The following is a 26,213-nucleotide window of genomic DNA, read 5'->3' on the forward strand; positions in this document are numbered from 1 at the left end:
CGGGACCTCCTGACGGTCGGCGGCACGCTAGGCTCGACCCTATGCGAGTCCACGTCGCCGACCACCCGCTCATCACCCACAAGCTCTCGGTGCTCCGCGACCGGACCACACCCTCCCCCACGTTCCGCGCCCTCACCGAGGAGCTCGTCACGCTGCTGGCCTACGAGGCCACCCGCAACGTCCGCGTGACCGCCACGCCGATCGACACGCCCGTCGCGCACACCATGGGCGTCGCGATCGCGAAGCCGCGTCCGCTCGTCGTGCCGATCCTGCGTGCCGGCCTCGGCATGCTCGAGGGCATGGTCAAGCTCGTCCCCACGGCCGAGGTCGGGTTCCTGGGCATGGCCCGCAACGAGGAGACCCTCGAGCCGCAGACCTACGCCGAGCGCCTGCCCGACGACCTGTCCGGCCGCCAGTGCTTCGTGCTCGACCCGATGCTGGCCACGGGTGGCACCCTCGCCGCCGCGATCGACTTCCTGTTCGCCCGTGGGGCCGAAGAGGTCACGTGCGTGTGCATCCTCGGCGCACCCGAGGGGCTCGCCATGGTCGAGGAGGCCGTGGGCGACCGCAACGTCTCGATCGTGCTCGGGGCCCTCGACGAGAAGCTCGACGAGAACGGGTACATCGTGCCCGGTCTGGGCGACGCCGGCGACCGCCTGTACGGCCTGGCCGAGTAGCCGGCCCGGGTCGCGTCAGCGACCACCTGACGAACGGGAGGCACGGTGCCAGCTGGCACCGTGCCTCCCGTCGGTCCCAGGGCACTGTCCGGAACCCGGCGCGCTGTGCCCGACCGTCCGTGCGGACGGTTGACACCGCGCTGGTATCCCACCCATACTCGTGCCATGACTGCAACCGTGTCCGCCCGCGTCCTCACCGAGGCACAGGGGACTGCCGGCATGATGATGCCGGTCGCCGTCATGCGTTGTCGAATGTGTGCCTGATCGGCACCCGTTCCAGCCGGATCCCCCGCGACACCATCCCCGTCGCGAGCGCGTGATCCCCGGGTGACGGACACCGTCGGCGACGCGCACCACGTCACGAGGTCTGTCTCCCGTTCCCCCGGGTCGGCCCCGGTCCGCAGCAGGACCGCAGGGCATCGGCGTACCGCCGTACCCGGGATGACGCATTCGACACCGACCGCCCGCGCCACCCCGCGCCCGGTCACCGCCCGGAGGACCACCATGTCGCTCACCATCGCCCAGCCCCGCACCGTGCTCCGCAGCGCAGCCCCCGTCTCCACCGACCTCGGGACGGTCACCCCGATCCGTCCGCGTCCGACCACGCCGGCGGCCGGTCCGTCCACCGTGCCGACGAGCCCCGTCGTGGCCCCGCAGCGCAACCGCGGGCTGCCCGAGGGCACCGAGGCGCGCGGCTTCGCGCTCTACGTCGGGCTCGACGAGGCCAAGGCCGCGGCAGCCGGCACGACCCTGGCAGCCGTCGTCGAGCAGCTGAAGGCGCTCACGGCGCAGCTCGTGCCGTCCGCCGAGACGTACGCCGCCGTCGCGGTCGCCGCCGAGCAGTCCGGTGGGCGCGACGTCGACGTCGTCCGGCTCGCCCTGCAGGACCGCTCCGCCGTCGCCGCCCGCAAGCAGGCGGACAAGCCCGAGCCCGAGGAGACCGGGGTCGTCATCGACATCTCCCGCAAGCGCGTGACGCTCGACGGCGAGGCCGCCCCGCTGACCTTCAAGGAGTTCGAGCTCCTGCAGTTCCTGGTGCTCCGCGAGGGGCAGACCGTCGACCGGTCCGCGATCATCGAGGGGCTGTGGTCGGACGGCGAGGACGAGACCCCGAACGAGCGCACGATCGACGTGCACGTGCGGCGGCTCCGTTCGAAGCTCGGTGCCTTCGAGGAGATCGTGCGCACGGTCCGGGGCGTCGGCTACCGGTTCGACCGGCACGCCGACGTCGCGGTCCGCTACGCGTCCACCCCGTCACCCGACCTGTTCTGACGGTCAGCGCGGTCTCGGCGAACTCGCAGCGAACAGCAGCGGGAGAGGCTGGCGCGCCGTTACCCGCTCGTTATACAGTCGGCGGTGCAGACGGTGTTTGCTGTGGCACCGGCTGCGGAATGTGATTGCAGGAAACTCTTGGTGCAAGGGAGAGGGCCGGTCGCCGTCAGGTGACCGGCCCTCGTGCATGTCGGCAGCCCCTGTCGGACCCCCGTCGGTAGTGTGGACAGACCGTACGACCGGAGGGATCGCGACCGTGACCGAGACACGCCGCAGTGACAAGGCGACCGCCGTCGCCGCCTGGGAAGCGCTGTTCCGCGCCCAGGTCGCCGTGATGCGGAGTCTCAACGCCGACTTCCCCGGCGACGAGATCTCGTTCAACGAGTACGACGTCTGCTTCAACCTGTCGACCCAGCCCGGCCGTCGGTGCCGCATGCGCGACCTGACCGGCCACCTGCTCCTGACCCAGCCGAGCGTCAGCCGCCTGGTCGACCGTCTGCAGGCCCGCGGGATCGTCGAGAAGCAGCCGGACCCGACTGACGCCCGCGGGGTGATCGTCGCGCTGACCCCGCACGGCTTCGACGTCTACCGCCAGGTCGCGGTGCAGCACGCCGCGAGCATCGCCCGACAGGTGGGTGCCGGCCTGTCCGACCCCGAGCTGCGGACCCTGACCGAACTCTGCACGAAGCTCCGCCTGGCGGCCGGTGCCGACCAGGGGCGCCGTCCGGCCGCACGCGCGGTCGCCGAGCGGGACACGGCCGCGGTGTGACCGGCGCACTGGTCTGGTTCCGCGACGACCTGCGGCTCGCGGACAACCCGGCGCTCCGGGCGGCGATCGACCACGGCGGCGACGTCACGGTGGTCTACGTCCTCGACGACGAGTCCCCCGGCGTCCGACCGGCCGGTGCGGCCAGCCGGTGGTGGCTCCACCACTCGCTGACGTCGCTCGACGCCGGACTGCGCGAGCGCGGGTCCCGCCTGGTGCTCCGCCGTGGCCCGGCCGCACAGGCGATCGATGCCCTCGTCGCCGACACCGATGCCGACGCGGTGTTCTGGAACCGTCGGTACGGACCGGCGGAGCGCACGGTCGACGCCGGCATCAAGAGCGCGCTGCACGACCGCGGGATCGAGGCCCACAGCTTCGCCGCCACGTTGCTCTGGGAACCGTGGACCGTGCTCACCGGGCAGGGCGAACCGTTCAAGGTCTTCACCCCGTTCTGGCGCGCGGCGCAGGCGATGCCCGAGCCACGGCACCCGCTGCCGGACCCCGACGAGCTCCCTGCCCCGGCGAGCGTCGCGAGTGACGACCTCGACGCCTGGGACCTGCTGCCGACGCACCCCGACTGGGCCGGTGGCCTGCGCGAGGCATGGCGACCGGGCGAGCAGGGCGCCCACGAGCGACTCGAACACTTCGTGACCCACGCGCTCGAGGACTACGACCAGCGGGACGAACCCGCCATGGCGGCCACGAGCGACCTGTCCCCGCACCTGCGCTGGGGCGAGGTCAGCCCGTACCAGGTGTGGCACCGACTGCACGGGCAGCTCGAACCGGAGCAGCGGCGGAACGCCGCCGCGTTCCTGCGCCAGCTCGCCTGGCGCGAGTTCAACTGGAACGAGTACTTCCACTGCGAGGACATCACCACGGTGAACGTGCGCCGCCAGTTCGACGCGTTCCCGTGGCGGGACGCACCGGACGCCGAGGTCGACCGCTGGCGCACCGGCACCACCGGGTTCGACCTGGTCGATGCCGGGATGCGCGAGCTGTGGCACTCCGGCGCGATGCACAACCGGGTCCGCCTGGCGACCGCGAGCTTCCTCGTCAAGAACATGCTCGTCGACTGGCGGGTGGGCGAGCAGTGGTTCTGGGACACCCTGGTGGACGCCGACTCCGCGAACAACGCCGCGAACTGGCAGTGGGTCGCCGGGTCCGGGTTCGACGCCGCCCCGTACTTCCGGGTGTTCAACCCGGACCGGCAGCTCGAGCGCTTCGATCCGCACCGTGAGTACGTGCGCCGGTGGGTGCCCGCCGACGAGGACCGCCCGGAGCCCATGCTCGACCTCAAGGCCACGCGGCAGCGAGCGCTCGACGCCTACGAGACGATGCGCCGGTCGTGACCGCCGGATCCGCCTTCCCCACCGCGGTCGTCGAGCAGGTCGAGGCCGTCTTCCGCGAGCGCGTCGAACGCGGCGTCGCACCGAGCAGCGCGTGGGGTGTGTTCGACCGGAGCGGCCTGGTGGCGTCGGGCGGCCACGGCGATCGCGGTGACGGCCGCAGCCCCGACGCCGACACGGTCTACCGGATCGCCTCGTGCACGAAGAGCGTGACCGCCGCGACCCTGATGACACTCGTCGCCGACGGCGCGCTCGACCTCGACGCCCCCGTCACCGACTTCGTGCCGGCCTTCCGCGCCGTGCCCCTGCCGACGCCGGACTCCCCCGTACCGACGGTGCGCATGCTGCTGACGATGTCGGCGGGCTTCCCGACGGACGACGCGTGGGCCGATCGGCAGGAGTCGATCACCGACGACGAGCTCGACGACGTGCTGCGCGGTGGACTGCTGTTCGACTCCGTCCCCGGCACGCGGTTCGCGTACTCGAACCTGGCGTACGCGCTGCTCGGGCGGGTGGTCGCCGTGGTGACGGGACGCCCCTACACCCAGGTCGCCAGCGAGACCGTGCTCCGACCACTCGGACTGACGGACACCGTGTTCCGCGCCGACGAGGCCCGCGGACACGTCGTCACCGGGTTCCGCCCGTACGACGGCACCTGGGAGCCGCTCCCGCTGACCGGACCGGGCGCCTTCTCACCGATCGGCGGCCTGTTCTCGACGGTCCGCGACCTCGCGCGGTGGGCGACGCACCTGGCGTCGGCGTTCACGGCGTCGCCGGAGCCCGGCCCGGTGTCCCCGGCCGACCGGCGTCTGCTGCAGCAGGCGATGCGGGTGGTGCCGACCACCGTGGTCCCGGGTTCGACCCGGCCGACGGCGTACGGGTTCGGGGTGTTCGTGGAGCAGGACGACCGCTTCGGCGAACTCGTGTCGCACTCCGGCGGCTACCCGGGCTTCTCGGCCCACATGCGGTGGTCGGTCCGTGACGGCATCGGGGTCGTCGCGTTCGAGAACGCCACGCAGGCGAAGGTGTCCGTCGCCGCGCAGCAGGCCCACGACCTCGTGCTCGACTCCGCGACGGGCTCGACCGGGGTCCTCGGCGGCCCGGCGACGACGGTGTCCGCGACGCGTGCGGCGCAGGCGGCGGTGACCGGCCTGCTGCGGGACTGGCGTGACGACCTGGCCGACGCGATCTGCACGCCGAACGTCGCGATGGACGTGCCCTACGAGCGCCGTCGCCGGGCGGTGGCGCAGGCCGTCGCGGCCGTCGGCGCCGACCTCGGTGCCGACCCGGTCGCCGAGTCCTCCTCGGCGCCGTCGCACCTGCGCTGGTGGGTGCCGGGCTCGTGCGGCCGACTGCGGGTCGAGATCCGGCTGGCTCCGTCGGCGGCGGGGCTCGTGCAGACCCTGACCGTCGAGCCCGAGCCGACCGAGCGCTGAGCGCGGGCTCGTCCCCGGCACCCGCGGCAGCGGTTCAGACCGGCGGCCGACCGCCCACGACCCCGAGTGCGCGCGCGGCGACCCGGGTGCCCTCCTGCGCGGCGGCCCCGACCCGCACCGGATCGGTCGCCCAGGCCCGCACGAAGCCGGCGGCGAAGGCGTCACCCGCGCCGACGGTGTCCACGACGGCCGCCGGGGTGGCCGGCACGCGGTGCACGCTCCTCCCCCGTCGCCCGATGAGCGCACCGTCGGCCCCGGCCGTCACCACGACGAGCGGCACGACCTGCGTCAGGCGGCGGACCGCGGTGTCCAGGTCGGTCTCGCCCGTCAGTGCGAGCGCTTCGGGACGGTTCGGGAGCAGCACGTCGACACCGGCGAGGGCGTCGAGGAACCGCGCGGCGCCGACGGCGTCGACCGCCACGGCGGAAGACGGGTCGACCGACACCCGCGCCGGACCGGACCGAGCGCAGGCCACCAGCTCGGCGAGCCGATCGGCACCCGCACCGAGCATCGCCGCCCCGGTCAGGTGGACGATGTCGGCACGGGCGACGAGCGACGGCGGGACGTCCTCGGCGCTGATCCGTCCGCTCGCGGCCGGATCCGTCATCGCGGTCAGGCCGTCGTCGTTCCGGACCGACACCACGACCCCGGTCGAGGTCATCGCGTCGTACCGCAGGTGGGCACGGACGCCGGCGTCCTCGAGGGCACGCTCGTGACGGTAGACGTCGTCCACCCCGACCCGTGCGACGACGTCCACCTCGGCGCCGAGCCACCCGAGCCACGCGGCCGTGTCGCCACCGCCGCCGGTCGGACGGTGCCGGATCACCGCGGTCGGGTCGTGCACGCCGATCCGGTGCGCGGCGGTGTGCACGAGCACCCCGTCCAGCACGTCGCCGACCACCAGGAAGCGCTTGCCGGCGCCACGACGACGCCCCGCGACCGCCCGTCCGGCACGGGCGTCCCCGGGACCTGGCGCGGGCACGGAGCCCCCCTGCGGCGTGGACATCCCGGACAGTCTAGTCGGATCCGAGTATTGCTCCGTTTTGAGCCACTCGAACGGCCCCGGCTCCGTGCACAGTCGGTGCTGAGCTGATATTCCTGCTGCTAACATACGGAGACTGATCGCCGACCGACGACGCGGAGATGCCATGCCCAGGAAGCCCGATCCGACGATCAAGCCCGCGATCCTCGAGAAGGTCACCGCGCACCTCGCGACCACCCGCATCGAGGACGTGTCGGTCCGGAGCCTCGGCCGGGTGCTCGGGACGAGCGCGTACCCGATCGTCTACCACTTCGGCTCGCGGGACGGCCTCATCGAGGCCGTCGTCGAGCACCTCGCGGCGTGCTGGCCCGCGTCCGCGCTGGACCCGTCGGCGGACGGCGCAGCGCTCGCCGACCACCTCGTCGCGACGTTCGGCGGGCTCGACGACCCACAGCGTGCACTGTCCGCCCGGCTCGCCTTCGAGCTGGGGTCGGTCGAGGCGCTGGGCGGCCGCGACCGGCAGCGCCGCTTCCACCGCGCACACGTCGCGGCGCTCACCGCCTGGTGCCGCGCGCACGGCTACGACGGCCCGGCAGCCGACCGCGCGGCACGGTTCGCCGTGATGACGGCCAGGGGCGCGCAGTGGAACGCCGTCGTCGACGGAGCGCACGCCGACACGGACGCCGCGCTGCGACGGATCGCGCACGACCTGGCGGCGCGCTCCGCGTTCGCCGCGGCCTGACCCGGGCGCGCGCGTCCCGGCCGGGCACACGGCGCCGTCGACCGCCCCCACGACGAACGGGAGGCACGGTGCCAGCTGGCACCGTGCCTCCCGTTCGTCAGGTGGTCACCGTGGCGACCCGCCCGCGTCGATCAGAGCGTGACGAACTGCTGCGACTTCGCGTTGGCGAAGCGCGCGGCCACGTTCTCCCAGTCGACGATGTTCCACACGGCCTTGACGTAGTCCGCCTTGACGTTGAGGTAGTCGAGGTAGAAGGCGTGCTCCCACATGTCGAGCATGAAGATCGGCACCAGGCCGAACGGGATGTTGCCCTGCTGGTCGAAGAGCTGGAACGTGGTCAGCTTCTGGCCGACGACGTCCCAGGCCAGCACGGACCAGCCGGAGCCCTGGATGCCGTTGGCGACGGCGGCGAACTGCGCCTGGAACTTCTCGAACGAGCCGAAGAACTCGTCGATCGCGGCGGCGAGCTCGCCCTCCGGGACCTTCGTGTCCGGGCCGAGGTTGGTCCAGAAGATCGAGTGGTTGACGTGGCCACCGAGGTGGAACGCGAGGTCCTTCTCGAGCTTGTTGATCGCACCGAAGTTGCCCGACTCGCGCGCTTCGCCGAGCTGCTGCAGCGCGGTGTTCGCACCGGTGACGTAGGCCTGGTGGTGCTTGTCGTGGTGCAGCTGCATGATCTTGCCGCTGATGTGCGGCTCGAGTGCGGCGTAGTCGTACGGCAGCTCCGGCAGGGTGTACTCAGCCATGTGAGGTCCTTTCGATCAGTGGGTTGGGCGGCGGGCTCCGCGGCTCACGAGAGCCGGGAACGATCGGTGAGGGAGTGGAATTCCCGGTTGTGGTAGACCAGCGGCTCGCCCCGGTCGGCGCCGACGACGATGTCGAGCACCTCGGCGACGACGACGGTCGAGCTGCCGATGGGGGTCGTCGACAGCGGACGGCAGCGCAGGGCGCTGGCGGCGCTGGGCAGGTAGCGGTCTCCCGACGGGAGCGTCCCCCAGATCGGGTCGTCGGCGGCGGGGCTGCCGGTGCTCGCGAAGCGCTTCGCGAGACCGACGCCGAGCGAGTCGACCAGGTGCACGACGAACAGCGGCGCACCGAGCACGACGCCGGCCGACCCGGAGTTGGTCGACAGCGAGAAGACCAGCACCGGCGGGTCGACCGCGACGCTGGCCACGCTCGACGCGGTGAGGCCGGTCGGGCCGTCCGGGCCCTCGGCGGTGATGACGGCGACACCGGCAGGGTGCGCGCGGAACGCGGACTTGTACGCGTCGGCGATGGTCGCCGGTGCTTCGTCGGGCATGGTGATGGTGGTCGTTCCTTCGGGAGGGGTCGCCGTCACTCGGCGGCTGCCACCCAACGTATGACCTGAACCCTGGTTGAGGTCAACGATTCACAGGTTCGGACGCGGCCGGGCGTGCCGTGGGACGGCTCCGCGCGCGGCGCTCAGCGGCGCTTGAGCATGACGACGGCACCAGCGGCCGCCACGACCATGAGCACCGCGGCGACCCCGGCGGTGATGGTGACGCCCGAGTCGAACGCGGCCCGCGCCGACTCCAGGAGCGCCTGCCCGGCGCCGCCGCCGAGCTGACCGGCGGCCGTCACGGCACCGCCGAGGGTCTCCTGCGCCGCGACGTGCGCCGCCGAGGACAACCCGTCGGGCACCACCACGTGCGACCGGTAGGCCGTCGCCAGGATGGTGCCGAGGACCGCCGTGCCGAGGACGGCGCCGATCTCGTACGCCGTCTCCGACATCGCCGAGGCCGCGCCGGCCTTGTCCGCCGGTGCCGTCGAGATGATGAGGTCGTTCGTCACCGTCTCCGACGCACCGATGCCGATGCCGAGCAGGACGAACGCGAAGGCGAGCGCCGCGATCGACGCGTGGTGGCCGAGCACCGCGACGAGTGCGTAGGCCGCCGCCGAGAACAGCAGCGCCACCGACACGACCCAGCGCGGGGCCACCCGGGCGACGACCGGCACGACCGCCAGACCGGCGACGATCGTCAGCACCGAGCCGGGGATGAGTACGACACCCGAGGCGAACGGGTCCAGGCCGGCGACGAGCTGCAGGTGCTGCGCGATGAAGAACAGGAACCCGGTGAGCGAGAACATCGCGGCCAGGTTCATGAGCACACTGCCGGTGAAGGCCGTGCTGCGGAACAGCCGCAGGTCGAGCATCGGCGTCCGGGACCGCAACTGCCGACGCACGAACGCGATGCCGCAGACCACGCCGACGGCGAGCAGCGCGATCGCGAGGCCGCGCTCCTCCGGGTGCACGACGGACTTGATCGCCCACACGGTCGGGGCGAGGGCGCCGAGGGACAGCACCATGCTCGGCACGTCGACCGGCCCGGGCATCGGGTCACGCGACTCCGGCACGCAGAACGGCACAGCGACGAGCATGAGCACGAGGATCGGCACCGCCACCATGAAGACGCTGCCCCAGTGGAAGTGCGCGAGCAGGGTGCCGCCGACGAGCGGGCCGAGCGCGTTGCCGGCGGCGAACATCGTCGACCAGACGGCGAGCGCCATCCGCCGCTCCCCCGCGTCGACGAACACGTTGCGGATGATCGACAGGGTCGCCGGCATGAGCATCGCGCCGAACACGCCCATCGCGACCCGGGCGGCGACGAGCATCCACGCGTCGGTCGCGAAGGCAGCGGCGACCGAGAACAGGGCGAAGCCGGTCGCGCCGATCACCAGGATCCGGCGCCGACCGATGCGGTCACCGATGCTGCCCATCACGACGAGCAGGCCAGCGAGCACGAGCGGGTAGGCGTCGACGATCCAGAGCTGGGTCGTGGCGTCCGGCCGGAGCGCCCGGGCGATCGAGGGCAGCGCGAAGCTCAGCACGGTGTTGTCCACCGAGATGAGCAGGACCGGCAGCATGAGCACGGCGAGCGCGAGGAAGCGTCGGGCGCGGCTGCCCGTGACGCGGGTGGCGACGGGGCTGGTGAGCAGTGCGGACACAGCGGACTCCTGGGACTTCGAGCCGGACCGGGTCGACGGCGGTGGTACGTGGGGCAGACGAGACGGGACGCGGAGTGGACACGCGTCCCGTCAGGACTCCGTAAGTGTACCGTCTGGACGGTTTTGGTTGCAACTGCAACCACGCCGGTCCCGCCTGGTCACCCGTTCCCGTCGCTGACGGTCCGGACGCACCACGTGACGGACGGGAGGCGCGGTGCGGGCCGGCACCGCGCCTCCCGTCCGCCGGTGGGTGCGGCTAGGCCGACTCCCGCACCAGCAGGCGGTGGCGCACCACGCGCTCGACCGCGCCGCCGGAGCGCGGCAGCTCCCCCGCGAGCATCCCGAGGGCCAGGTCGAGCGCCTGTCGGGCGACCTCGTCCAGGTCGACCGCGAGGGTCGTCAGGGTCGGGGCGACGAGCTCCCCGAGCGCCAGGCCGTCCACACCGACGACCCGGACGTCGCCGGGCACGTCGACGCCGGCACGGCGGCAGGCCGAGAGCACGCCGAGCGCGAGCACGTCGTTGAACGCCAGGACGGCGTCGACCCGCCGGTGCTCCGCCAGGATCCGGGTGGTGTGCTCCGCACCGGCCTCGGCGGTGGGTGCTGCCGCGACGACCAGCTCCGGCAGGTACCCGCGGCGTCGGAGCGACTCGACCATGCGGGCACCACGGTGACTCGGCGTGCCGTCCGCGGCCGCGTCGAGGACCACGGGGTGCTTCACCCCGACGGCGACCAGGTGGTCGGCGAGCTCCTCGATCGCCGCGGTCGGGTCGATCCGGACGGCGGCACGGGTGACGGGGCCGGACGGGTCGAGTTCCACCACCGGCACCGAGCCGAGGCGCTCGATCCACTCCGGTGCGCGGGCGCCGAGGTAGCCGATGACGACGTCCGTCTGCGCGCCGAGCGACTCGACCATCCGGTCCGAGTCGCTCGCCAGGCCGACGTCGGCGAGCATGACGTTCCACCCGCGCCCCGCCGCCAGCCCGAGCACCGCCGACGCGAGTGCCGGCGAGTACGGGTTCCGCAGGTCGTTGACGACGAGCCCGAGCTGGTGGTCACCACCGGTCACGAGCCCGCGCCCGAAGCGGGACGGTCGGTAGTCGAGCGCGGCGGCGGCGGCCAGTACCCGCTCCTTGGTCGCCGCGCTGATGCCGGGCATGCCGTTCATGGCCCGGGTGACGGTCTGCCGGGACACCCCGGCGGCCGCGGCGACGTCGATGATCGTCGCGCGGCCGCCCGGGGTCAGGCTCGGAGGTCCAGCCATGCCACCTGCTCGGGCGTGAGGTCGACGGAGAGCCCCAACATCGAGGACCGGGCCTCGCCGATGGTGCGCGGTCCGAACAGCGGGAAGGTCGGGAAGGGCTGGTTGAGCACGTACGCCAGGGCGATCGCGGTGGCCGGCACGCCGAACTGCTCGCCGAGCTCCCGCGCGCGACGGAGCCGCTCGAAGTTCTCGTCGCTGTAGTAGCAGCGGACGAGTTCGGCGTCGCTCGTGTCGTCCGGCCGGGCCCGACCGGTGAAGAACCCGCGGGCCTGCGACGACCACGGCAGCAGCGGGACCTGGCGCTCCTCGAGCCAGGCCTTCGACGCGGCGTCGGTGGCGTGCTCGCAGCCGTCCCACGGCACGTCGTACGCCTCGGCCAGGCCGAAGTGGTTGCTGAGGACCTCGAACCCGTGCTTGCCGTTGGCGCGGGCGTAGGCGTTCGCCTCGTCGAAGCGGGCGGGGGTCCAGTTCGATCCGCCGTACACCCGGATGCGGCCGGCGCGACGATGCTCGTCGAGGACGTCGACGAACTCCCCCACCGGGATGTCGGGGTTGTCGCGGTGCATCATGTAGATGTCCGCGTAGTCGGTGCCCTGGCGCTCCAGGCTCTCGAGCAGCTGGCGCGACAGCGACTCCGGGTCGCAGTACGGGGTGTGAGCGCCCTTGGTGATGACGACGACGTCCTTTCGGATGCCGCGGTTCTGGATCCACCTGCCGAGTCGGCCCTCGAGCACACCCCCGCCGTAGACGTACCCGGTGTCGAAGACGTTGCCGCCCTGCTCGACGAACAGGTCGAAGATCGCGCTGGCGTGCGCCAGGTCGGGCTGGTTGTCGACGCCCATCACCAGGCGGGACATCCGCTTGCCCACACCGGGCACCTCGCCGTACCGCATCGGGTTGCCGTCCTGCACGGTGACCGGCCGGCCGGACACCGTGGGGATGTCGGCGGTCTCGGCCTCGAACGGGTAGCGCAGGCCGATCGCGGCGCGCCAGCGGTCGAGGGTGCGGGCGGTGGCGAGCGTCTCCTCCAGGGTCATCTGCGACGCCTCGACCGTACCGGCCCGCAGTGCGTCGGTGGTGGCGTCGGCCTCACGCGCGTAGGGGTGTTCACCGGCGAAGGACAGCGTGCGCGGGTCCTCGTCCACGGTGCGGACCTCGATGGTCGGGTCGTCACCGAGCGTCCACGGGTCGGTGAGGACGATGCGCCCGCGCGTGCCGTGCACGGTGACGGCGTTGTCGTCCTGCACCCTGACCCCGGTGCGGACGGACGCCGTGATGCCGCCCCGGTAGGTGAGCTGCGCGACGGTCCACTCGTCGACGCCGGTCGGGCCGAGGGTGCCCGTGGCGGTGAGGTCGACGGGTTCGGCGACCGCGACCCCGGTGGCCGCCTGCACGATCGCGGCCGTCATGGTCACCGGGTAGCCGCCGACGTCGAGGATGCCGCCGCCGGCGGTGTCGACGTCGAACAGCCGCCCGGTGCGCTCGCCCGCCCGGAAGGCGAAGGACGCGTCGACGTGGGTGACGTCGCCGACGGCACCGTCGCGCACCAGGTCGAGCAGGGCCGCGGTCTGGGGGTGGAAGCGGTACATGAACGCCTCGACGAGCGGCAGCCCGGCCTGGCGCGCTGCGTCGGCGAGCGCCATCGCCGTCCCGTGGTTCACGGCGAGCGGCTTCTCGCACAGCACGGCCTTGCCGGCCTCGAGCGCGGCGAGCACGAGCCGGGCGTGCCCGGTGTGCACGGTCGACACGTAGACGGCGTCCACCCGCGGGTCGGCGAGGGCCTCGTCGTAGGTGCCCGCCGTGACCCCGGTGGTGCCGGACGCAGCGGCCTCGTCGGCGAACGCCCGGGCACGCTCGGGCGCCGAGCTGCCCGCCGCGACGAGCACCCCGTTGCTCGCCGGGAGCTGGGACAGGAACCGTCGGGCGATGCTGCCGGGGCCGAGGACCGCCCATCCGGGACGGTCCGTGGTGGGGGAGGTCGTGGTGGTGGCGGTGTTCGCCGTCTGCGCTGACATGCGGATCCTTGTCGTCTCGTGAACCTTCACGGTCGCGTCGACGCTAGCGTGCACCAGCGGGGAGGGCAATGGTCGGGCAGCGGTCCGTGAGCGTTCACGGTGCGGCGCGTCGTCACGGGGGCCGCGGCGTCCGGAAGTGCTCCTAGACTCTCCGCATGGCCAGTGCCCGCGACCGTGTCCTCGACAGCTTCGTCGCCATCGTGTGCGAGGAGGGCGAGCGTCCCGCCACCCTCGACGCCGTCGCCGCGCGCGCCGGTGTCTCGAAGGGTGGCCTGCTGTACCACTTCGGGTCGAAGGCGGCCCTGGTCGAGGGACTCTGCGAGCGGCTCTCCGACCTGTCCGCGATCGACGTCGAGCGCATGCGCGAGGCCGAGGACGGCGCAGCGCGCTACTTCGTCCGCAACTGCCTGTTCGTCGGCAGCGAGCTCGACCTCGCCCTGCTGGCGGCGAGCCGACTGCAGCAGGCCGGGCACGAGGAGGCCGGTCGGACGCTCGACGACACCGAGAACGCGTGGCTCGCGACCCTCGTCGACGCCCTCGGTGACGAGCCGACCGCACAGGCCGTCAAGCTGCTCGGTGACGGGCTCTACCACCAGGCCTCGCTCGGTGCCGCCAGCGAGGTCCGACCCAAGCGCGGGACCGTCGACATGGAGGCGCTGCTCGCCGTCGTCGACCGGTTGATCGCGACCCGACCGGGCGCGTGAACCGCTGCCCCCGCTCCTGGGGATAGACTGGGCGACGATCCACTCGTCGACACCCGGAGGTATCCCGTGGGCCGCGTCATCGCCGCTGTTTTCTCGATCCTGCTGCTGCTGGTGTCGATGTACCTGTTCGGGTTCGCCTTCCAGGTCGAGTCGGGCCAGGCCTTCGTCTTCATGGCCGGCGTGCTCCTGATGAGCCTCTCGTTCTTCCTGCCGATCCACGTGTTCGGCAAGCGCTGACCGTCACGCACCACGAACGGCCCCGTACCTCGTCGAGGTGCGGGGCCGTTCTGCGTCGTCAGTCGGGTGTCGTGCGCCGGGTGTCGTGCGTCGTGCGTGGGTCCGCGCTCCCCGAGGACGCGGGAGACCGCGCGTGGACGACCGCGCCCCCTGGCGGTCGTTGCGCCCCGGAGCACTGGGGCGCAACGACCGCACAGGGGCGCGATCCGGGCTGCCCGGGCGACCCGAGCGACTCGGGCAGCCCGGATGACCGACTAGAGCAGGACGCGCAGCTTCCGCAGCGTCACCGCGGTGCTGATCGCGGCGTGTGCGGCCTCGGCACCCTTGTCCTCCTTGGAGTCCGGCAGGCCGGCGCGGTCGAGGCCCTGCTGCTCGTCGTCCAGCGTGAGCACGCCGAACCCGACGGGCTTGCCGGCCTCGACCGCCACGCGGGTCAGGCCGCTGGTGGCCGCGTCGGAGACGTACTCGAAGTGGGGCGTCCCGCCGCGGATGATCACGCCGAGCGCCACCACCGCGTCGAACCCGGCCTCGAGCGCGGTCTTCGCGACCACCGGCAGTTCGAAGCTGCCCGGCACCGGGAAGACGTCGGCCGTGGCCCCGAGCCGTTCGACCTCGCGCTGGGCGCCGGCGAGCAGCCCGCCGGCGATCGTGTCGTGCCACTGCCCCGCGATGATGGCCACCCGGATCCCGGTGCCGTCCACGTGGTCGCGGTCCGCCGCGCCTGCTCCGCTCATCGTGTCGTTCCTTCCGTGGGCCCGGCATCCGCTGCCGCCGCCCGGTCTGCCGCGTCCAGCCAGTCGGCGAGCGCGGCGATGGTGATGACGGGCACGCCCTCGCGCGCCCCGAGTGCGACGAGCGCCGGCAGCCGCATCATGCTGCCGTCCTCGTCGACGATCTCGCAGATCGCCGCGGCGGGCCGGAGTCCGGCCGCGGTGACGAGCTCGATCGCAGCTTCGGTGTGTCCTGCGCGTTCGCGGACGCCGCCCGGACGGGCCCGCAACGGCACCACGTGCCCGGGGCGGTGCAGGTCGTCGCGCACCGATGTCGGGTCGGCGAGGACCCGGAGCGTGCGTGCCCGGTCGTGGGCGCTGATGCCCGTGGTCACGCCGACCGCCGCGTCGACCGTCACCGTGTAGGCGGTCCCCCGGACGTCCTCGTTGTGCGCCACCATCGGCGGCAGGTCGAGCGCGTCCGCGATCTCGACGCTCACCGGGGCGCAGATGAACCCGGACGAGTGCGCAACGGTCCACGCGATCCACTCCGGGCTCGCCAGCTCGGCGGACAGGATGACGTCCCCCTCGTTCTCGCGGTCCTCGTCGTCGACCACGATCACCGGTCGCCCCGCCGCGATGGCGGCGACCGCGGCGTCGACGGTGGCCAGACCCGCGTCGGCGGGTCCGGCGGCGGTCGCGACCACGTCGGGGCGGTGACCGGTCCCGGCGACCATCACCGGGCCTCCAGGACGGACGCCGCAGCGTCAAGCCGCAGCATCCGCCGCACGTGGCGGGCGAGCACGTCGGTCTCGACGTTGACCCGGTCCCCCGGCACGCGGGAGCCGAGGGTCGTCGCCTCGAGCGTCTCGGGGATCAGGCTGACCTCGAACCAGGCCGCGTTGGGTGCGGTGTCCTCGGCCGAGACGGCGCTGACCGTCAGGGAGACGCCGTCGAGGGCGATCGACCCCTTGTCGACCACGAGCGGGCTGAGCGCCGGGCTGAGCGAGAAGCGCACGCGGCGCCAGCCGTCGCCGTCGGCGGTCTCGAGCACGGTCGCCGTTCCGTCGATGTGGCCCTGGACGATGTGGCCGCCCAGGCGGTCGCCGACCGAGGCGGCGCGCTCGAGGTTCAGGCGGTCCCCCACCCGGAGCGAACCGTGGGCGCTCATGTCGAGGGTCTGCTTCATGACGAAGGCGGTGAAGGTCTCGGGGGTCTGCTCGACGACGGTCAGGCAGACGCCGCTCGTCGCGATCGAGTCGCCGTGACGGGCGTCCTGCACGACGACGGGGCCGTGCACGGTGAGCGCGACGGAGTCGCCCTGCTGCTCGACGGCGGTGACGGTGCCGAGTTCCTCGATGATGCCGGTGAACACTGGTGTCCTCTCAACGGGACTCCGGGGGCGTTCGACGATCGTCGGCATCGGCGGACGGGCCGCACCCCACGGGTCGTGGGGTCGTCCTGTCCGCCAAGCGCGCCTCCCATCCGGACTCTCACCGTCGGTCCCGGAATCCCACCGGGTCAACATCAGTCGGGTTCGCACCCGTCATCAGTTCGTGGACTGTCACCACCGGCTCGGATTTCCACCGACCCCGGAGCGCTTGCGTAGTCGGAACGATACCCCAGGCCGCTGACGGCCGCGCTGCGGGAGCCGTCACGGGGCGTCACGGGTGCGGTCGTGGGGCGCGCGTGCTCCACGACGATCCACGCGGCGATCGACGCGTGCCCTGTCGGAAGGTGCACACGCATCCGGTGCGCCGGCATGTTCCGACAGCGCACCGGTCGATCGACCGGTGTGCTGTCGGACGGTGCGGACGCACCACCGGGCACGGGGACGAGGGGCGCCACCACGGTGACGCCCCTCGTCCCCCCGCTGTCAGTGCCGACGTCGGAGCACGAGTGTGCCCGCTCCGGCGAGGAGCAGCAGGAGCGCGAACCCGGCCGGCAGGATCGGCGAGGGCGCCCCGGTGTAGGCGAGCTCCGACTGTCCGTCGGCCGCCGCGGTGGTCGCCGCGACGGTGCTCGTGGTCGCCGTGGTCCCGCTGGTGACCGCTGCCGCGGTGGTCACGACACCCGCCGTGGAGGCCCGGGTCGGCTCGACCGTGTCGGCCTGCTCGACCGGGGTGGTCACGATCGCGGGCGTGGTGCCGGTGCCGGTGTCGGTCCCGGCTCCGGGCGTGGTGCCGGGGTCGGTGCCGTCGCCGGGAGTGGTGCCCGGGGTGGTGCCGGGGTCCGTGCCGTCACCGGGGGTGGTGCCGGGCTCGGTGCCGGGGTCCGTGCCGTCACCAGGGGTGGTGCCCGGCTCGGTGCCGGTCCCCGGGGTCGCGGAGGTGCCGTCGCCGACGATGCCGATCCCGTTGCCGCCGATGGTCACGGGCAGCGAGATCACCGGGGTGATCTGGGTTCCGGAGAGCAGACCGTCGTCACCGGAGGTCGTCCCACCCGTCGCCGGGGTCGAGGTCCCCGGGGTGGTCGAACCCGTGCCGGTGCTGGTGCCGTCACCGAGGACGCCGACCCCGTTGCCGCCGACCGTCACCGGGACGTCGATCACCGGAGTGACCTGCGTGCCCGAGGCCGTGCCGTCCTCGCCGGAGGTCGTCCCACCAGCCGCCGGGGTCGAGGCCCCAGGGATGGTCGAACCCGTGCCGGCGCTGGTGCCCTCACCGAGGACACCGATCCCGTTGCCACCGACCGTCACCGGGACGTCGATCACCGGAGTGACCTGCGTGCCCGAGGCCGTGCCGTCCTCGCCGGAGGTCGTCCCACCAGCCGCCGGGGTCGAGGCCCCAGGGATGGTCGAACCCGTGCCGGCGCTGGTGCCCTCACCGAGGACACCGATCCCGTTGCCACCGACCGTCACCGGGACGTCGATCACCGGAGTGACCTGCGTGCCCGAGGCCGTGCCGTCGTCACCGGAGGTCGTGTCACCCGCCGCCGGGGTCGAAGTCCCCGGTGTGGTCGAACCGGTGCCGGCGCTGGTGCCGTCACCGAGGACACCGATCCCGTTGCCACCGACCGTCACCGGCACGTCGATCACCGGGGACACCTGCGTCCCCGAGGCCGTGCCCTCCTCGCCGGAGGTCGTCCCAGCCGTCACCGGAGTCGAGGCCCCCGGTGTGGTCGAACCGGTGCCGGTGCTGGTGCTGGTGCCCTCACCGAGGACGCCGATCCCGTTGCCACCGACCGTCACCGGCACCGAGAGCACCGGGGACACCTGCGTCCCCGAGGCCGTGCCGTCCTCGCCGGAGGTCGTCCCACCGGCCGCCGGAGTGGTGCTGCCCGACGTGCCCGCGGCCGGAGCCGTCGAGCCGGAGCTGGTGCCCTCACCGAGGACGCCGATCCCGTTGCCGGACACCGTCACCGGCGCCGTCACGGTCGGGGCGACCTGCGTGCCGGACGCCGTGCCGTCCTCGCCCGAGGTGCTGGGTGCGGCAGCCGGAGCAGCCGGAGCCGGAGCCGGAGCCGCAGCCGGCGCCGGAGCAGGTGCCGAGGTCGACACCGCGTCCCCACCCACCGCGACGGCGTTGCCGCCGACGGTGACCGGTGCGGAGACGTCCGGCACCACCTGCGTGCCGGAGGCCGTGCCGTCCGCGCCCGACGTCGTCGGTGCGGACGCCGGGGCAGGTGCCGGAGCAGGTGCAGGAGCGGCCGCCGGCGTCGCTGCCGTCGCCGCCGAGGTCGCACCACCGAGCACCGCGATCGCGTTGTCGGTGAGGGTCACCGGAGCGTCCGCAGCCGCGGCCACCTGGGTGCCGGACAGGACGCCGTCGGCGCCCGAGGTCGTGGCTGCGTTCGCCGCAGCCGTGCCGCCGAGCGTGAGCCCGCCGACGAAGAGGGTGAACCAGAGCCCTCTCGAGACGTACTTGTTCATGGTCGTACTCCCTGATCGAGATCGTCACCGACCGCGGTCGCGGTCGGGATGTGTGCGTTCCTGCCGTGTCGGACAGGTGCACCGATCTCAGTCGGGGGCGACGTCGTGCTCGCCGACGACGGATGCGGGGACCGCGTCGTCGGAGAGCGTGCCGCGTGACCCCGCGGCGAGGGAGGTGGTGCCGTCGGTCGAGCCGACGATGCCGACGGCTGCGACGCCGCCGGTGGTCGAGGAGCCGCCACCCAGGGCGCCGGTGTGCTGTGCGGGGAACGGGGTGCGGTGACCGTCACGGTCGGCGGGCACGAGCGACGCCCGCTCCACGAGGGTCGCGTCCTGCACGCCGTCGACGGCGGCGACCGGGCCCGTGGTCGAGGCCACGCTGGTCCGGGCCGCCGGAGCGCCCGTGACCGAGCGGTCACCCGCGCTGGACGGGCCGGCGGACGCGGCCTCCTGGCCGCTGTGCGCCGGACCGGCGGCGGGCCGTGCGGGCGCGACCGGAGTGGACGGGACGGGCCCGGTGGACGGGTCCGTGCCGCCGCCCACCGGGAGTGCGGGGACGTCGACGACGGGAGCCGTGCCTCCAGGCAGGGTGCCGCCCACCGACGGGACGACGCCGGTGACGACGTCCGGGACGCTCCCGACGGTCGTGCCGACCGGGCCGAGCGTGTCGTCGACCAGGTCCGTCACCGGTCCGGTGACGGTGCTCAGGGTGTCGTCGCCCAGGACGGTACCGACGACCGGGACGGCGCCGACCACGTGGTCGACGGTCTCCACGACGGTCGTGGTCGGGCGAGCGTCGGTGACGCGCTCGACGGTCTCGGTGACGGGGCGCACCACCGTCGCGACGGTGTCCGTCACCGGCCGGGAGGCGGTGCTCACCGTGTCGACGACGCCCTGCGTCGGACGAGTGGCCGGTCCCGGAGCGGGGCTGGTGGCGACCGGAGCGGAGCTCGACGGCGCAGGTGCTGCTGCGGGGGCCGGGGCCGGGGCTGCTGGAGCAGGCGCGGGAGCCGCCGGGGCGGGCGCCGGGGCTGCCGGAGCAGGTGCCTGCGGTGCGGGTGCCGGTGCCGGTGCCGGTGCCGGTGCGACTGCCTTGCGGACGGGTTCGACGACGCCGCCGACGACCTTCCCGACCTCGCCGGTCGCGCCCTGCACGGTCCCACCGACCCCGTCGACCACGTTGCCGACCAGGCCGCGCGGTTCGCTCGCGAGCGGTGCCGCCGGCGCAGCCGAGGCCGGCCGCGCACCGAGCAGCAGGGACAGCAGCACGAGGGCAGCGAGGGTCCCGACGCCCAGCAGGACGATCCGGAGTGCGGCGCGCCAGGGTGCGCGCAACGCCTTGTCCATGCGCTCACCTCCTGATCTCGGCCGCGCACGTAGAGTGGTTGACCGGCAATGTACGCCGGTCCGGTCCGGGACACACCCTGTTTCGGAAGATATTCTCAGGAAAGGCCGCCCGTGGTCTCGATCTTCAACGCTCCGACCCGCAACCTGGACATCGTCACGCTGCACGAGATCCTCCGACTCCGGCAGGACGTGTTCGTCGTCGAGCAGGAGTGCGCGTACGGCGACATCGACGGACGCGACCTCGAGCCGGGCACCGTGCAGTTCTGGGCCGGCAACGGTTCGGTGGACGCCACCCTGCGCCTGCTCCGCGAGCCCGACGGCACCGAGCGCATCGGTCGGGTCGCGACGGCGAAGCACGCCCGTGGGCAGGGTCTCGCCGGGCAGCTCATGGAGGCGGCGATCGGCGAGGCCCGTTCGCGCAGCATCGCCCTCGGCGCCCAGGCCCACCTGGAGCAGTGGTACGCGCGCTTCGGGTTCGTGCGCTCCGGTGACGAGTACGTCGAGGACCGGATCCTCCACGTCCCGATGACCCGCACGCGCTGAGCGGTCGGCCGCACGCCCGGGTCCGGGGCACTGCTCGGACCGGGCTCAGGCCCGCCAGCGGCGCAGTTCGTCGAACGACCGGCCCTGCGCCGCACGGTCGGCGACCAGGCGTTCGAACACGATGTTCGTCTGCGTGGTCGCCACGGACGGGTCGCCGCTGAGCTCGTCGGCGACGAAGTCGCGCAGCTGCTCGGTCGACTCGCACGCGATGTGCACGAGGAAGTCCTTGTCGCCCGCCAGGAACGACACGTCCTGCACGACGGGCACCCGGAGCAGTCGCTTCGCGAAGTCACGCAGTTCGTGCCGGGCGGCGGCGTGGACGCGCACGGACACCATCGCCTCGATCGAGAACCCGAGCCGGGCGACGTCCACCTCGGCGCGGTAGCCCCGGATCACGCCCGCGTCCTCCAGGGCACGCACCCGCGCCAGACAGGTGGACGGCGCGATGCCGACCGCTGCCGCCAGCCGGTTGTTCGGGATCCGGGCATCGGCGGCGAGCGTCCACAGGATGCGTTCGTCGACCTCGTCGAGGCGCGGAGCGGGGTCGGGGCGACGGACGGGGCGGTCGGCACGGTCGGACACGGCCCCGACGCTACCGTGACCGCTCCCGGGCGGACGCGACGATCATCCAAGAGACCGTGTCCGGCAGGGACACGACCGCCGTCCCCGACGAGGAGCCCCATGAGCAGCACCGACCACGACGACGCCACCCCGCACGCCCGACCGTCCTTCCGCGACGGCATGGCCGCCGGGCTCGTGCAGAAGGTGGTCGAACCGCTGCTCCGTGCCGTGCGCGAGGAGATCGCGTCGGCACGGCGGGAGATCGGCGCCCGCGCCCGCAGTGCCAGGACCGGCCTGCTGCTCACGGGTGCGGCCGTGGCCTTCGCACTGACCACCCTCGTCGCGCTCGCGGGCTTCGTCGTGGTGCTGCTCGCACTGGTGCTGCCGCTCTGGGCGGCGGCCGGGATCACCGTCGCCGTGTTCGCGATCGTGACCGCGGTGCTGTTCGTCGTCGGGCTGCGCGGGATCCGGCGCGGTGTGCCGCCGGTGCCGAAGGACACGATCCAGGCCGCGAAGCAGCGGGTGTCGCACGCGTCGGACGCACCGTCGGACGGCGCGGCGCGCGGCTGACGGAGCCGACGGGACGACACCGGGGTCGCGACGGCCGGCGGCAGACCGGGGTCCGCTACATCGCCAGGGTCATGCCGACCACGGCCACCGTCATCGCGAACACCTCGCCGCTCCGGACCGCGCGCCGGTCCTCGCGCGCCCACTCGTACCGGAGCAGCCAACCGCTGAAGGCGCAGTAGCCGATCACGCCGGCACCGAGCACCGCCGACAGGGCGATCCCGTGCCCGGCGTGCGGGTCGGCGACCCCCGTCGCGTGCCCCATCAGCAGCATCCCCGCCATCACGACAGCGGAGAGCGCACGGTGCACGTCCATCGGTTCACCCCGGCGGCCGTCGGCTCGACGGCGGCGCATCACGGGCAGGGGCGCCAGGAGCAGTAGCAGGGTCGCGGCGAACAGGGTCCACACCGCTCCGGCATCGACGACGGGCATGAGCATCGCGACGAGCATCACTCCCGCCGGCACGATCACACCGGGCCGCGGGCGGTAGCGGTCGCCGACGATGCAGCACACCGACGCGAACTGCGGCACGACGAGCATGGCGTCGGCGACGGTCTCGTGCACGGCGGGTACTCGGCGCGGGCGGTGCGGCTCGGGTCAGTCCTCGGCGCGGGCAGCGGCCTTGGCGGCGCGCTCCTGCTTCACGCGGGCGTTCTCCGCGTGCACGGCGGCCTGCGTCGCGCGCTCGCGGACGAGCCACTCCGGCTTCTGCTCGAGCAGCGTCTTGATCTCGGCGGTGGTGAGGGCGTCGTCGATCCCCGCGCGGGACAGGCCCGAGATGGAGACGCCGAGCTTCTGTGCCACGACGGGTCGCGGGTGCGGGCCGTCGCGACGGAGGTCCTCGAGCCAGGTCGGCGGGTCGGTCCGGAGCTCGTCGAAGGCGGTCCGCGTGAGGGGAGCGCTCTGGAAGGACTCCGGAGCGGCCGCCAGCAAGATGCCGAGCTTCTTCGCAGCCGTCTCGGGCTTCATGGTCTGTTCCTGCGCCATGGTGACAAGGGTACGGCCCCTATGCTCGTCTGCATGACCGCGGCACTGACCATCGCCTTCGTCCCCGGGGTCTCCCCCGCGAAGTGGGCCCGTGTCTGGCGGGAACGGTTCCCCGGGATCGAGCTCCGCCTGCGCCCCATCGGGCCCGACGACGTCGACGCCGCCCTGGCGGACGAGGCCGACATGGCCTTCGCCCGGATGCCCGTCTCCACGCAGCACAACGCCATCCCGCTCTGGACCGAGACCGCGGTCGTCGCGATGCCGAAGGACTCCCCCCTCGCCGAGCTGGCCGAGGTGGACCTCGCCGACGCCGAGGTGCACGTCGTCGACGCCGGTCCGGTGCCGGCGGACATCGACGGCTCGCTCGACCTGGTCGAGGCGAACGTCGGCGTGGTCGTCCTGCCCCAGTCCCTGTTCCGGGCCGCGAGCCGTAAGGACCTCGTCGCCCGCCCCCTGGTCGGCGCCGCCGGAACCCGGGTCGCGCTGGTCTGGCGCGACGCCGACGCCAGCGACACGACCGAGGAGTTCATCGGCGTGGTGCGCGGACGCACCGCCAACAGCTCGCGCAGTCAGCCGGACCGGCCGGGAGGCACCGATCGCGACGGGACCGACGGCGCGCGTCCGCCTCGTGGCGGCGCCAAGACCGGGGGCGGCTCCGGCGGGGCCGCCGGCTCCGGCGGCGGCAAGGCGAAGGCGAAGTCGCCCGGCAGCGGCAAGTCCGGCGGCGGCAAGAAGTCGAACACCGGCAAGGGCCCCACGCCGGGGCGGGGGAAGATGCGCGGCAAGCCGAGCCGCGGCTCGAAGGGCAACCGGTGACGGACACGCGGCTGGTCGCGATGCCGGCCACGCGCCTCCCGGCCTGGCTCGACCGCACGATGACCGAGTACGTGGCGTCGCGGATGCAGGCGGGTGAGACCCGCGAGCAGGCCGAGGCGAATGCGCAGGCAACGCGCGACCGGTGGTTCCCCGGCGGCACCCCGGCCGCGGGGCACCTCGTGTGGGACGTCGTCGACCAGGACGACACCGTCGTCGGGTACCTGTGGATCGGGCCGTTCGAGCCGGGCAGCACCGCCTGGTGGGTGTTCGACGTCGAGATCGACGACGCACACCGTCGCCGGGGGCACGCGCGGCGTGCACTCGAGGCGGGCGAGCGGGCTGCGGCGGACCACGGCGCGACCAGCATCGGCCTGAACGTGTTCGGCTACAACACGGGTGCCCAGGAGCTCTACGCGTCGCTCGGGTACGGGGTCACCGCGACGCAGATGCGCAAGGCCCTGGCCTGATCGGGGCCCGTCGTCGCAGGACCACCGCGACGATCGGCGGTCACTGCCAGACGCCGGAGGTACCGCGGCGGTGACTGCCGACCAGGTGGGTGTCGACGACGCCGAGTGCCTCCATCAGGGCGTGCATCGTGGTCGGGCCGACGAACGCGAACCCGCGCTTCCGCAGCGCCTTCGACAGGGCGGTCGACTCGTCGGAGGTCGTCGGGACCTCGGCGGCCGAGCGCGGCTCCGGCGTGGACGCAGGACGGAACGACCACACGAGGTCGGCGAGCCCGCCGTCCGCGCGCAGGGCGACGGTGGCCCGGGCGTTCGTGATGGTGGCGAGGATCTTCGCCCGGTTCCGGACGATCCCGACGTCGGTCATCAGCCGGGCGACGTCGTCCTCGCCGAAGGTCGCCACGGTGTCCGGGTCGAAGTCGGCGAACGCCGCACGGAACGCCGGCCGCTTGGCCAGGATCGTGCGCCACGACAGGCCGGACTGGAACGCCTCGAGCGAGAGCCGCTCGAACACACCACGCTCGTCCCGCACGGGCACGCCCCACTCGGTGTCGTAGTACTTCCGCAGCATCGGGTCGGCGGACGCCCACACCGGCCGGGCCAGGCCGTCGTCGCCGATGACGAGGTCGGCGTCGGCGGGCGTGGTGCTGGTGGGCGCGGCGTCGGTCGTCATCGGTCCATCTTGACGGCCGGCGCCGACACCCGCCAGGTCACTCGACGGGCGGACCGTCCTGCATCGCCTGCTCGTCCATCCACACGTACTCCCAGCGGTGTCCGTCCGGATCGGTGAAGCTGCGCTGGTACATGGAACCGAGGTCCATCTCCGGACGGTCCTCGGTGCCACCGGCGGCGACGGCTGCGTCGACGATGCGGTGGACCTCGTCCTTCGACGGCGCCGAGAGGGAGTTGATCACCTCGATGGTCTCCGCGTCGGCGATGGTCTTGTCGGTGAACTCGGCGAACTTCGGCAGGGTGAGGACCATGACGAAGATCGTGTCGCTGACGACGACGCACGCGGCGGTGTCGTCGCTGAACATCGGGTTGATCGTGTACCCGAGGGCTTCGTAGAACGCCTTCGAGCGCTCGAGGTCGGCGACGGGCAGGTTGATGAAGACCATCGTTTCCATGAGGGGTTCCTTTCGTCGTGCTCAACCTGGCCCGAGGGCGGGCCGAGCGCAACTGTTCCTCGGTGGAAGCAACTGGAACACAATGTGCTGGTCCGATGCGGACCGCCTACGTCGACGAGTCGGAACCCGGTGGAGGCCTCGACCACACCGTGTACGTCCTTGCGGCAGTGGTCATCGCGACGGGTGCGAGCGAGATCGCCCGTGACGCTGTGCGATCGGCGACTCCGAAGCGGATGAGGAAGCTGCACTGGTACGAGGCACTCCCGGCGCAACGCATCTCGTGGCTCGACCTCCTGCGACACGCAGTCGACGTCGTCGTGGTCCGGTACGAGGGCGCGGCGGCGAGGGCAGAGCGGCGACGACGACGCTGCATCGAGCGGCTCGTGCACGAGCTCACGCTGCGCGACGTCCACCACGTGGTCCTCGAGACGCGCGGAGCGGCGCGGGACAAGGACGACCGAGCGATGTTCGACGCCCTGCGAGACCGAGGGGCCGCACGCGGGATGCACTTCGTGCACGTCACGCCGTCCGAGGAGCCGCTCCTGGCCCTCGCCGACATCGCATGTGGCGCACACGTCGCCGGCCTCGAGGGCGAGCACGCGCCGACGACGCCGGTCCAGGTCTCCTGATCCGGCCCTGGAAAGCGCGAATCCCCGGGCCCGCGCTGGCTGCAGGACATCCAAGGATCACTTCCGACCGAGCAGCACGCGATCGACATATCAATGCTACGGAGCACCGTCCCCCTCCGTCAAGCCCGGTGCAGGACCTCGCTGGTGCGACCCTGGCGAGGCCCCGCCATCCACCGGTTCAC

29 protein-coding genes and 1 riboswitch are annotated in these 26,213 nt (G+C 73.0%); of the genes, 13 read left to right on the forward strand and 16 right to left on the reverse strand.

Annotated elements, in window-relative coordinates; all coding sequences use genetic code 11:
• The first annotated feature begins 41 nt into the window (after nucleotides 1–41).
• From upp to I8920_RS11180, 5 genes are all read left to right on the forward strand, one after another.
• A complete protein-coding gene (gene upp / locus I8920_RS11160) occupies nucleotides 42–677 on the forward strand; it encodes a uracil phosphoribosyltransferase (protein ID WP_111041054.1) in 636 nt (211 codons plus the stop codon).
• A gap of 504 nt (nucleotides 678–1,181) precedes the next feature.
• Nucleotides 1,182–1,949 (forward strand): winged helix-turn-helix domain-containing protein, encoded by a 768-nt coding sequence (locus tag I8920_RS11165; protein WP_198656407.1) that lies wholly within the window; start codon nucleotides 1,182–1,184, stop codon nucleotides 1,947–1,949.
• A gap of 256 nt (nucleotides 1,950–2,205) precedes the next feature.
• Nucleotides 2,206–2,718, forward strand: a complete 513-nt coding sequence (locus I8920_RS11170) for a MarR family winged helix-turn-helix transcriptional regulator (RefSeq protein ID WP_225559036.1) — start codon at nucleotides 2,206–2,208, stop codon at nucleotides 2,716–2,718.
• Nucleotides 2,715–4,064: a cryptochrome/photolyase family protein gene (locus I8920_RS11175; protein ID WP_198656408.1), complete on the forward strand. Its 1,350-nt coding sequence runs from the start codon at nucleotides 2,715–2,717 to the stop codon at nucleotides 4,062–4,064. Before I8920_RS11170 ends, I8920_RS11175 begins: the two co-directional genes overlap by 4 nt.
• Complete coding sequence (locus I8920_RS11180; RefSeq protein WP_198656409.1) at nucleotides 4,061–5,497, forward strand: serine hydrolase domain-containing protein; 1,437 nt, start codon at nucleotides 4,061–4,063, stop codon at nucleotides 5,495–5,497. Before I8920_RS11175 ends, I8920_RS11180 begins: the two co-directional genes overlap by 4 nt.
• A 34-nt stretch (nucleotides 5,498–5,531) precedes the next feature.
• Here the strand turns inward: I8920_RS11180 and I8920_RS11185 are convergent, their stop codons facing one another.
• Nucleotides 5,532–6,503: a carbohydrate kinase family protein gene (locus I8920_RS11185; protein ID WP_198656410.1), complete on the reverse strand. Its 972-nt coding sequence runs from the start codon at nucleotides 6,501–6,503 to the stop codon at nucleotides 5,532–5,534.
• Between the two features lie 142 nt (nucleotides 6,504–6,645).
• On the opposite strand from I8920_RS11185, the gene I8920_RS11190 reads away from it, so the two are divergent.
• Nucleotides 6,646–7,221 carry a TetR/AcrR family transcriptional regulator gene (locus tag I8920_RS11190; protein ID WP_198656411.1) on the forward strand — a complete coding sequence of 192 codons (576 nt, stop codon included), beginning with the start codon at nucleotides 6,646–6,648 and terminating at the stop codon, nucleotides 7,219–7,221.
• Nucleotides 7,222–7,352: 131 nt separating this feature from the next.
• Here the strand turns inward: I8920_RS11190 and I8920_RS11195 are convergent, their stop codons facing one another.
• From I8920_RS11195 to I8920_RS11215, 5 genes are all read right to left on the reverse strand, one after another.
• Nucleotides 7,353–7,967 (reverse strand): superoxide dismutase, encoded by a 615-nt coding sequence (locus tag I8920_RS11195; RefSeq protein ID WP_198656412.1) that lies wholly within the window; start codon nucleotides 7,965–7,967, stop codon nucleotides 7,353–7,355.
• Between the two features lie 44 nt (nucleotides 7,968–8,011).
• Nucleotides 8,012–8,521: a flavin reductase family protein gene (locus tag I8920_RS11200; RefSeq protein WP_198656413.1), complete on the reverse strand. Its 510-nt coding sequence runs from the start codon at nucleotides 8,519–8,521 to the stop codon at nucleotides 8,012–8,014.
• A 143-nt stretch (nucleotides 8,522–8,664) separates the two neighbouring features.
• On the reverse strand, nucleotides 8,665–10,188 hold the full coding sequence (locus I8920_RS11205; RefSeq protein ID WP_198656414.1) for an MFS transporter: 1,524 nt from the start codon (nucleotides 10,186–10,188) through the stop codon (nucleotides 8,665–8,667).
• 256 nt (nucleotides 10,189–10,444) lie between these two features.
• Nucleotides 10,445–11,452 carry a LacI family DNA-binding transcriptional regulator gene (locus tag I8920_RS11210; RefSeq protein WP_198656415.1) on the reverse strand — a complete coding sequence of 336 codons (1,008 nt, stop codon included), beginning with the start codon at nucleotides 11,450–11,452 and terminating at the stop codon, nucleotides 10,445–10,447.
• Nucleotides 11,431–13,467: an aldo/keto reductase gene (locus I8920_RS11215; RefSeq protein WP_198656416.1), complete on the reverse strand. Its 2,037-nt coding sequence runs from the start codon at nucleotides 13,465–13,467 to the stop codon at nucleotides 11,431–11,433. Before I8920_RS11215 ends, I8920_RS11210 begins: the two co-directional genes overlap by 22 nt.
• A gap of 155 nt (nucleotides 13,468–13,622) precedes the next feature.
• Between I8920_RS11215 and I8920_RS11220 the strand changes: the two genes are divergently transcribed.
• Entirely contained in the window at nucleotides 13,623–14,171 is a 549-nt protein-coding gene (locus I8920_RS11220; RefSeq protein WP_198656417.1) for a TetR/AcrR family transcriptional regulator, read from the forward strand.
• Between the two features lie 66 nt (nucleotides 14,172–14,237).
• Nucleotides 14,238–14,408, forward strand: coding sequence for a hypothetical protein (locus tag I8920_RS11225; protein ID WP_017888559.1), 171 nt, complete (start codon nucleotides 14,238–14,240; stop codon nucleotides 14,406–14,408).
• A 254-nt stretch (nucleotides 14,409–14,662) separates the two neighbouring features.
• Here I8920_RS11225 and ribH read toward each other — a convergent pair whose 3' ends face one another.
• The 5 genes from ribH to I8920_RS11250 all read right to left on the reverse strand — a co-directional run bounded on the left by ribH (nucleotide 14,663) and on the right by I8920_RS11250 (nucleotide 20,336).
• On the reverse strand, nucleotides 14,663–15,142 hold the full coding sequence (gene ribH, locus I8920_RS11230) for a 6,7-dimethyl-8-ribityllumazine synthase (protein ID WP_198656418.1): 480 nt from the start codon (nucleotides 15,140–15,142) through the stop codon (nucleotides 14,663–14,665).
• Nucleotides 15,139–15,855, reverse strand: coding sequence for a 3,4-dihydroxy-2-butanone-4-phosphate synthase (gene ribB / locus I8920_RS11235; protein WP_332873160.1), 717 nt, complete (start codon nucleotides 15,853–15,855; stop codon nucleotides 15,139–15,141). The genes ribH and ribB overlap by 4 nt, the downstream gene beginning before the upstream one ends.
• The gene (locus I8920_RS11240; protein WP_198656419.1) at nucleotides 15,855–16,493 is read right to left on the reverse strand and encodes a riboflavin synthase; all 639 of its coding nucleotides are present in this window, start codon (nucleotides 16,491–16,493) and stop codon (nucleotides 15,855–15,857) included. The genes ribB and I8920_RS11240 overlap by 1 nt, the downstream gene beginning before the upstream one ends.
• Before the next feature lie 94 nt (nucleotides 16,494–16,587).
• Nucleotides 16,588–16,722, reverse strand: a riboswitch (FMN riboswitch).
• Nucleotides 16,723–16,994: 272 nt separating this feature from the next.
• Nucleotides 16,995–18,989, reverse strand: a complete 1,995-nt coding sequence (locus I8920_RS11245; protein WP_198656420.1) for a beta strand repeat-containing protein — start codon at nucleotides 18,987–18,989, stop codon at nucleotides 16,995–16,997.
• Nucleotides 18,990–19,076: 87 nt separating this feature from the next.
• Nucleotides 19,077–20,336, reverse strand: a complete 1,260-nt coding sequence (locus I8920_RS11250; protein WP_198658801.1) for a hypothetical protein — start codon at nucleotides 20,334–20,336, stop codon at nucleotides 19,077–19,079.
• Nucleotides 20,337–20,447: 111 nt separating this feature from the next.
• Between I8920_RS11250 and I8920_RS11255 the strand changes: the two genes are divergently transcribed.
• Entirely contained in the window at nucleotides 20,448–20,879 is a 432-nt protein-coding gene (locus I8920_RS11255) for a GNAT family N-acetyltransferase (protein WP_198656421.1), read from the forward strand.
• 45 nt (nucleotides 20,880–20,924) lie between these two features.
• On the opposite strand, the gene I8920_RS11260 is transcribed toward I8920_RS11255, so the two are convergent.
• Complete coding sequence (locus I8920_RS11260) at nucleotides 20,925–21,461, reverse strand: Lrp/AsnC family transcriptional regulator (protein ID WP_198656422.1); 537 nt, start codon at nucleotides 21,459–21,461, stop codon at nucleotides 20,925–20,927.
• A 99-nt stretch (nucleotides 21,462–21,560) separates the two neighbouring features.
• Between I8920_RS11260 and I8920_RS11265 the strand changes: the two genes are divergently transcribed.
• Nucleotides 21,561–22,010, forward strand: coding sequence for a phage holin family protein (locus tag I8920_RS11265; protein WP_198656423.1), 450 nt, complete (start codon nucleotides 21,561–21,563; stop codon nucleotides 22,008–22,010).
• Nucleotides 22,011–22,065: 55 nt separating this feature from the next.
• Here the strand turns inward: I8920_RS11265 and I8920_RS11270 are convergent, their stop codons facing one another.
• Both I8920_RS11270 and I8920_RS11275 read right to left on the reverse strand, forming a co-directional pair.
• Complete coding sequence (locus I8920_RS11270; RefSeq protein WP_198656424.1) at nucleotides 22,066–22,572, reverse strand: hypothetical protein; 507 nt, start codon at nucleotides 22,570–22,572, stop codon at nucleotides 22,066–22,068.
• A 33-nt stretch (nucleotides 22,573–22,605) separates the two neighbouring features.
• A complete protein-coding gene (locus I8920_RS11275; RefSeq protein ID WP_225559051.1) occupies nucleotides 22,606–22,995 on the reverse strand; it encodes a DUF5997 family protein in 390 nt (129 codons plus the stop codon).
• Between the two features lie 33 nt (nucleotides 22,996–23,028).
• Between I8920_RS11275 and I8920_RS11280 the strand changes: the two genes are divergently transcribed.
• Together I8920_RS11280 and I8920_RS11285 are read left to right on the forward strand one after the other, a co-directional pair.
• Complete coding sequence (locus tag I8920_RS11280; RefSeq protein ID WP_198656425.1) at nucleotides 23,029–23,811, forward strand: LysR family transcriptional regulator substrate-binding protein; 783 nt, start codon at nucleotides 23,029–23,031, stop codon at nucleotides 23,809–23,811.
• Nucleotides 23,808–24,278, forward strand: a complete 471-nt coding sequence (locus I8920_RS11285) for a GNAT family N-acetyltransferase (protein ID WP_198656426.1) — start codon at nucleotides 23,808–23,810, stop codon at nucleotides 24,276–24,278. The genes I8920_RS11280 and I8920_RS11285 overlap by 4 nt, the downstream gene beginning before the upstream one ends.
• Before the next feature lie 40 nt (nucleotides 24,279–24,318).
• On the opposite strand, the gene I8920_RS11290 is transcribed toward I8920_RS11285, so the two are convergent.
• Together I8920_RS11290 and I8920_RS11295 are read right to left on the reverse strand one after the other, a co-directional pair.
• The gene (locus I8920_RS11290) at nucleotides 24,319–24,948 is read right to left on the reverse strand and encodes a DNA-3-methyladenine glycosylase I (protein WP_198656427.1); all 630 of its coding nucleotides are present in this window, start codon (nucleotides 24,946–24,948) and stop codon (nucleotides 24,319–24,321) included.
• 37 nt (nucleotides 24,949–24,985) lie between these two features.
• A complete protein-coding gene (locus tag I8920_RS11295; RefSeq protein WP_198656428.1) occupies nucleotides 24,986–25,402 on the reverse strand; it encodes a VOC family protein in 417 nt (138 codons plus the stop codon).
• Nucleotides 25,403–25,497: 95 nt separating this feature from the next.
• Between I8920_RS11295 and I8920_RS11300 the strand changes: the two genes are divergently transcribed.
• Nucleotides 25,498–26,031: a DUF3800 domain-containing protein gene (locus I8920_RS11300; RefSeq protein WP_198656429.1), complete on the forward strand. Its 534-nt coding sequence runs from the start codon at nucleotides 25,498–25,500 to the stop codon at nucleotides 26,029–26,031.
• Nucleotides 26,032–26,213: the final 182 nt, after the last annotated feature.

This window comes from Curtobacterium sp. YC1 (genome assembly GCF_016267665.1).
Classification (GTDB): Bacteria; Actinomycetota; Actinomycetes; order Actinomycetales; family Microbacteriaceae; genus Curtobacterium.

Bases quoted from the DNA above. Each gene is read 5' to 3' on its own strand.
- ribB (WP_332873160.1), bottom strand. From the start codon at position 15,855: ATGGTCGCCGGGACCGGTCACCGCCCCGACGTGGTCGCGACCGCCGCC.
- I8920_RS11250 (WP_198658801.1), bottom strand. From the start codon at position 20,336: ATGGACAAGGCGTTGCGCGCACCCTGGCGCGCCGCACTCCGGATCGTC.
- I8920_RS11200 (WP_198656413.1), bottom strand. From the start codon at position 8,521: ATGCCCGACGAAGCACCGGCGACCATCGCCGACGCGTACAAGTCCGCG.
- I8920_RS11275 (WP_225559051.1), bottom strand. From the start codon at position 22,995: ATGGCGCAGGAACAGACCATGAAGCCCGAGACGGCTGCGAAGAAGCTC.
- I8920_RS11185 (WP_198656410.1), bottom strand. From the start codon at position 6,503: ATGTCCACGCCGCAGGGGGGCTCCGTGCCCGCGCCAGGTCCCGGGGAC.
- I8920_RS11300 (WP_198656429.1), top strand. From the start codon at position 25,498: ATGCGGACCGCCTACGTCGACGAGTCGGAACCCGGTGGAGGCCTCGAC.
- I8920_RS11290 (WP_198656427.1), bottom strand. From the start codon at position 24,948: ATGACGACCGACGCCGCGCCCACCAGCACCACGCCCGCCGACGCCGAC.
- ribH (WP_198656418.1), bottom strand. From the start codon at position 15,142: ATGAGCGGAGCAGGCGCGGCGGACCGCGACCACGTGGACGGCACCGGG.
- I8920_RS11220 (WP_198656417.1), top strand. From the start codon at position 13,623: ATGGCCAGTGCCCGCGACCGTGTCCTCGACAGCTTCGTCGCCATCGTG.
- I8920_RS11195 (WP_198656412.1), bottom strand. From the start codon at position 7,967: ATGGCTGAGTACACCCTGCCGGAGCTGCCGTACGACTACGCCGCACTC.
- upp (WP_111041054.1), top strand. From the start codon at position 42: ATGCGAGTCCACGTCGCCGACCACCCGCTCATCACCCACAAGCTCTCG.
- I8920_RS11210 (WP_198656415.1), bottom strand. From the start codon at position 11,452: ATGGCTGGACCTCCGAGCCTGACCCCGGGCGGCCGCGCGACGATCATC.
- I8920_RS11295 (WP_198656428.1), bottom strand. From the start codon at position 25,402: ATGGAAACGATGGTCTTCATCAACCTGCCCGTCGCCGACCTCGAGCGC.
- I8920_RS11280 (WP_198656425.1), top strand. From the start codon at position 23,029: ATGACCGCGGCACTGACCATCGCCTTCGTCCCCGGGGTCTCCCCCGCG.
- I8920_RS11265 (WP_198656423.1), top strand. From the start codon at position 21,561: ATGAGCAGCACCGACCACGACGACGCCACCCCGCACGCCCGACCGTCC.
- I8920_RS11215 (WP_198656416.1), bottom strand. From the start codon at position 13,467: ATGTCAGCGCAGACGGCGAACACCGCCACCACCACGACCTCCCCCACC.
- I8920_RS11165 (WP_198656407.1), top strand. From the start codon at position 1,182: ATGTCGCTCACCATCGCCCAGCCCCGCACCGTGCTCCGCAGCGCAGCC.
- I8920_RS11190 (WP_198656411.1), top strand. From the start codon at position 6,646: ATGCCCAGGAAGCCCGATCCGACGATCAAGCCCGCGATCCTCGAGAAG.
- I8920_RS11245 (WP_198656420.1), bottom strand. From the start codon at position 18,989: ATGAACAAGTACGTCTCGAGAGGGCTCTGGTTCACCCTCTTCGTCGGC.